The sequence below is a fragment of the Promicromonospora sp. NPDC057488 genome (assembly GCF_042802395.1).
In the GTDB taxonomy this organism is placed as follows: Bacteria; Actinomycetota; Actinomycetes; order Actinomycetales; family Cellulomonadaceae; genus Promicromonospora.
Map to the genome: position 1 here is coordinate 1 of NZ_JBHVEG010000308.1, position 3845 is coordinate 3845.

Genomic DNA, 3845 nt, shown 5'->3' on the forward strand with positions numbered 1-3845 from the left:
GTCACCGGGGGCGCCGGGCAGGCGCTCTGTCTCGTTCCTGGCTCAGTTCCCCTTGAGGAACTCGTGCATCACCGGGCCGGCCGTCGTCGAGCCCAGCTCGCCCTCCTCGATGAACACGACCGCCGCCAGGTCGTCGGCGACGGCGAGCATCCAGACGTGGGCCTTGGAGCCGTCGCCGAACTGGGCGGTACCGGTCTTGGCGCCGACGATCCCGGGCACGTCCTGCAGCAGGGTGGCCGAACCCTCCGCGACGACGCCGCCCATGAGGTCGCGCAGCGTGGCCGCCTCGTCCTCGGTCAGGTCGCCCGCCGGCTTCGCCTCGGCGTCCTTGCCCGTCGGCTCGACCAGCCACGGCGAGACCGTGTGGCCGGCGGAGACGCTGGCCGCGACGGTCGCCATCGCGAGCGGGGTGGCCAGCACCTGGCCCTGCCCGATCATCGACGCCGCGTGCTCCGTGCCGGACGCCTCGGTCGGCACGTCGCCGAACCCGGCGGACCCGCCGAACGGCACCGTGTGGTCGGCGCCCAGGCCGAGCGCGGCGGCGGCGTCGTGCAGCTGCTGCTGCGAGATCGCGTCGTGCTGCGAGATGAAGGCCGTGTTGCAGGAGTTCGCGAAGACCGTGCGGAACGGCACGGCGTCACCCATCGCGGACTGCGGGTAGCCCGGCACGTTCTTGAACTCGCGGCCCTCCACGTTGATCGTGGCGGTGCACGGCAGCGTGGAGTCCGGCGTCGTCCCGGAGCGGAGCATCGCGAGCGACGTCGCGATCTTGAACGTGGAGCCAGGCGGGTACTGGCCCAGCGTCGCCGTGTTGAACCCCTCGGAACCCGGGCCCGACGCCACCGCGAGCACCGCGCCGGTCGAGGGCTTGATCGCGACGATCGCGGTCGCCAGGTCGCCGAAGTCCGCCAGCGCCGCCTGGGCGCGCAGCTGGGTCGCCGGGTCGAGCGAGACGGCCACCGGCTCGCCGTCCTGCTTCTCGATCGTGAAGGCCTCGCGGCCCTCGCCGCCCTCGGCCGGCTCGATCGTCACGGCCAGGCCGGGCACCCCGCGCAGCTGCTCGTCGTACGCGGCCTGCACGCCGGAGAGGCCCACCATGTCGCCGGCCTTGATCGTGCCCTTCGACTCCTTGACGATCTCCTCGGTGGCCTCGCCGACCGTGCCGAGCGCGGCCCGCGCGAAGTCGCGGTCGCGCGCGAGGGGGATCTCGTCCGGGATGCCGACCACGCCGTTGATCGCCATGGCGGCCTCGAAGTCGTACTCCGGGTCGTTGTCGCGGATCGTGATGACGTCGATGAACGCCTTCGCGCCCGCGGCCTGCACCTGCGCGGCGATGTCGTCGGTGGTCGCCTGGTCGAAGTCGAGCACCTCGCCGAGCTGCGCGGCGGCCGTCTCCCAGCCCGGTCGGGTCTTGTCGATACCCACGCGGTGCACGGGGGTGAGCCCCACGAGGGTCTCGCCGCTCGTCGTGACGATGTCGCCGCGCACCGGCTCGGTGCGCTCGACGGCGAGCCGCTCGCCGGCCTCCAGGCCGGGCGCAAGCACGCCGAGGTCCCAGGCGGCCTCCCACTCCCCGGCCTCGCCGTCGGCCGGACCGGGGTAGGTGAGCTGCGCGACGGTCTCGTACTCCCAGGCCTCCTCGCTGGCCACGGGCCAGGTCCACGTGAAGGTCGCGGTGGCCGTCGCGGTCCCGCCGTCGCCCTCCTCCAGCGGGGTGACGCTCTTGAGCGCCACGGTCCCGGCGTCCTCGCCGACGGCGGCCACGAGCTGCTCGAACACGGCGGCGTACTGCTCGTCGGGCGAGGCGGAGGTGTCCATCGTCAGGGGGAAGTCCGCGGGCGTGCCCGCCTGGAGCGCGGCCGCGAGCTCCTCGGCGGCGGGCTCCGGGTCGGGGATCGGCGGCGGGCGCAGCAGGAACCAGGCGCCGACGCCGGCGCCGAGCAGCACGAGCACCACGGCGGCGATGATCAGCGCGCGCCGTCCGTTGCGCCGGGGCGGGTCACCGGCGGGCTGGCCGCCGGCCCCGGGGACCACGGGCGGCGGCGGGCCGGGCACGTTCTGGACGGGCACGTGGTGGCCCGGCATCGTGTCGCCGGACGGCGGAACGGGCGGGGGCGGCGGCGGACCGCCGCCCGGAGGCACCGTGTCGTACCCACCTGGCGGGGGCGGAACTGGCGCATGACCGTCCGCAGGCAGGTGGGGAGATTGGTGTCCGCTCATGCCAAGGAGCCTAAGGGCCTGGTCATGATCGGTCCGTGTAAATTCCAGGGTGAAATGAGGCGGGGCCGCCGAACCCCCTGGATCTGCGGCCCCGCCCGTCCGTCGTCACACGTCCTGGTACCGCCAGCGGTCGCGGGGGCGCGTGGCGAGCTTGAGGTACGAGATCGCAGGTGCGGGCCGTCCGCCCGCGCGGATCCTCTGCTCGCGCCGGTTCAGGAGCTCCATGCGTCGCAGGTCACGCTCGATCGCGGCAACGTCCTTGCCGGTGATCATCGCTGTGCTGGTCGTCATGGTCGGTCCCCGTTCCGGCTCCCTCGTCCGGGCGCCCTCGTCGAACAAGGACGGACCGGGAGCCCGTTTCGTTGGTAGGGAGGGGTGAACGCGGTTTTCGGGACCACGGCCGCCCACCTCACCCGGTCGCGACGCTCCGGTCCGCCAGGAAGGCCCGCACGGCCGGGTCCGTCGTGAGCGACCGGGCCTTGGCGTAGGCGGCACGGGCGTCGTCGCCCTCGCCCAGCGTCGCCAGGAGGTGCGCGCGGGTCGCCCACAGCGGCTGGAACCGGCCCGACGCCGGGTCCGACGCCGCGATCTCGTCCAGCGCGGCCAGCCCCGCCCCAGCGCCGTCGACCCGCGCGACCACGGCGGCGAGCGCCACCCGGCCACCTAGCGTCGGGGCCACCCGCAGCAGCGCGCGGTGCAGCGTGACGAGCGCCGGCCAGTCGGTGCGGCCGGTGCGCGCCCGGGCGCAGTGCACGGACTGGATGGCGGCCTCCAGCCGGAACCGGCCGGGCGGGTCGGACGGGTCGGACGGGTCGGACGGGTCGGGCGGCCCGGCCAGCGCGCGGCGGAGCAGCGCCTCGCCGCGCTCGATCAGGGCGCCGTCCCAGCGGGCGACGTCCTGCTCGTCGAGCGGCACGAGGACGCCGTCGGCCTCGCGGGCGTCGGCGCGGGCCAGGGAGAAGCAGAGCAGCGCGGCCAGGCCGAGCACCTCGGGCTCGGGCAGCAGGTCGGCCAGCAGCAGGGCCAGGGTGAGGGCGTCGCCGGTGAGGGATCCGCGCACCTCCGGCGCGGCGCCGCGCCAGTCGATGGCGTACGCGCCGTACACCGCCTCAAGAACGGGTGGCAGCCGCGCGGGCACCTCCGGGCGGGCGGGGATACGGAACGGGATGCGCGCGTCCCGGATGCGGCGCTTGGCCCGGACCAGGCGCTGGGCCATGGTGGGCGCGGGGACGGCGAACGCCGCCGCGATGTCGGCGGCCTCGACGCCGAGCACGGTCTGCAGCATGAGCGGGGTGCGGATGCCGGCCTCGATCGCGGGGTGCGCGCAGACGAACATGAGCTCCAGGCGGCGGTCCCCGATGCGGTCGGGGTCGGTCTCCTCGGGCGGGACCGCGGGCTCGGGCCCGGTGCCGGGCGGCACGGTGGTGCGGTAGGCGGCGGAGCGGTAGACGTCGCGCAGCCGGTTGCGGGCCACGGTGAGCAGCCAGCCGTCCGGGTTGGCCGGCACGCCGTCGGCGGGCCAGTGCGTGAGGGCGCGCTCGAAGGCCTCGGCGAGGGCGTCCTCCGCGCGCTGGATGTCGCCGTCGCGGGCCGCGAGCAGGGCCAGGAGACGGCCGTACGACTGT

At 75.2% G+C, this 3845-nt stretch carries 3 protein-coding genes; all 3 read right to left on the reverse strand.

The window, feature by feature from the left end; all coding sequences use genetic code 11:
* Positions 1-42: 42 nt before the first annotated feature.
* Complete coding sequence (locus ACFU5G_RS29490; protein ID WP_377252629.1) at positions 43-2085, reverse strand: penicillin-binding transpeptidase domain-containing protein; 2043 nt, start codon at positions 2083-2085, stop codon at positions 43-45.
* A 240-nt stretch (positions 2086-2325) separates the two neighbouring features.
* Entirely contained in the window at positions 2326-2511 is a 186-nt protein-coding gene (locus ACFU5G_RS29495; protein WP_377252631.1) for a hypothetical protein, read from the reverse strand.
* A gap of 118 nt (positions 2512-2629) precedes the next feature.
* Positions 2630-3845: RNA polymerase sigma factor (locus tag ACFU5G_RS29500; protein WP_377252633.1), on the reverse strand; the 1216-nt coding region annotated here is incomplete at its 5' end.

Bases quoted from the DNA above. Each gene is read 5' to 3' on its own strand.
- ACFU5G_RS29495 (WP_377252631.1), bottom strand. From the start codon at position 2,511: ATGACGACCAGCACAGCGATGATCACCGGCAAGGACGTTGCCGCGATC.
- ACFU5G_RS29490 (WP_377252629.1), bottom strand. From the start codon at position 2,085: ATGCCGGGCCACCACGTGCCCGTCCAGAACGTGCCCGGCCCGCCGCCG.